Annotated in this window: 1 protein-coding gene; it reads left to right on the top strand. The window is 32.6% G+C overall.

Annotated elements, in window-relative coordinates; all coding sequences use genetic code 11:
• Window positions 1–143 precede the first annotated feature (143 nt).
• Entirely contained in the window at window positions 144–575 is a 432-nt protein-coding gene (locus H5119_RS19975) for a hypothetical protein (protein WP_182703477.1), read from the top strand.
• The last annotated feature ends 211 nt before the right edge of the window (window positions 576–786 follow it).

Here is a 786-nt window from a genome sequence, read left to right as displayed (position 1 = left end):
AGTTTGAGTGCTAATAAAAAATTATATATAGCAATGTATTAAGTTATTTGATAAAAATGATTTATAAAATACATGAGCGTATCGTTGGCAGAAATATGCGCGACGAGCGCACTATAAAATTGTTAGGTTTGAGGTGAATATTGGTGATAGATTGGCTGTTATTAGGTGTAGCTATTTTAGTAAATGTGGCCGTTTGGTTCATTTTATTAATTTCTGTTTATGCTTATGCGTGGCCTGAAATTAACGCACGTATTACACAACTCTATGTTGAAGAACTTAAATACTCGGATTGTTTAGGCGAACATGAAATTATTATTGAGTATTGTTACACAGTTAAAGGTGTTCAATATCACTCAAGAAATTTCTTTATAAACAGTCCAGAAACTGCTAACTCAAAAAATTTGGCAGTAAAACGAATGAATGAGTTTGAGCTAGGTAAAGAAATACCTGTATTTTTCAATCCTTTTTTTCCAAAGTATTCAATTCAGAAAAAAGGCATTCCACCAGGTGTGAAAATGGGCACTATAGTTTGTACGTTATTTTTGGTAGCGGTATGGAGTAACATTCAAACCTAACAAGAAATTAAACAAGGACAAAAAACAGTTGGCTTTTTGTTCACTACGTTCACTTATTTTAGCCAACTATTTTTTGCCTGTTAATTAGGCGTTGAGGCTGTAGAATTACTCTTTTTAGGAACGTATTCTACTATTTTAAATTGATTGCTTTTTAACCTTGAACCCATCCGTTCGCTGTGATCTAATAGATATTATTCACCCACGGTAAACT

The sequence above is a fragment of the Pseudoalteromonas sp. SG45-5 genome (genome assembly GCF_014164085.1).
In the GTDB taxonomy this organism is placed as follows: domain Bacteria; phylum Pseudomonadota; class Gammaproteobacteria; order Enterobacterales; family Alteromonadaceae; genus Pseudoalteromonas; species Pseudoalteromonas aliena.
This window is presented reverse-complemented; position numbering and strand designations above follow the sequence as displayed.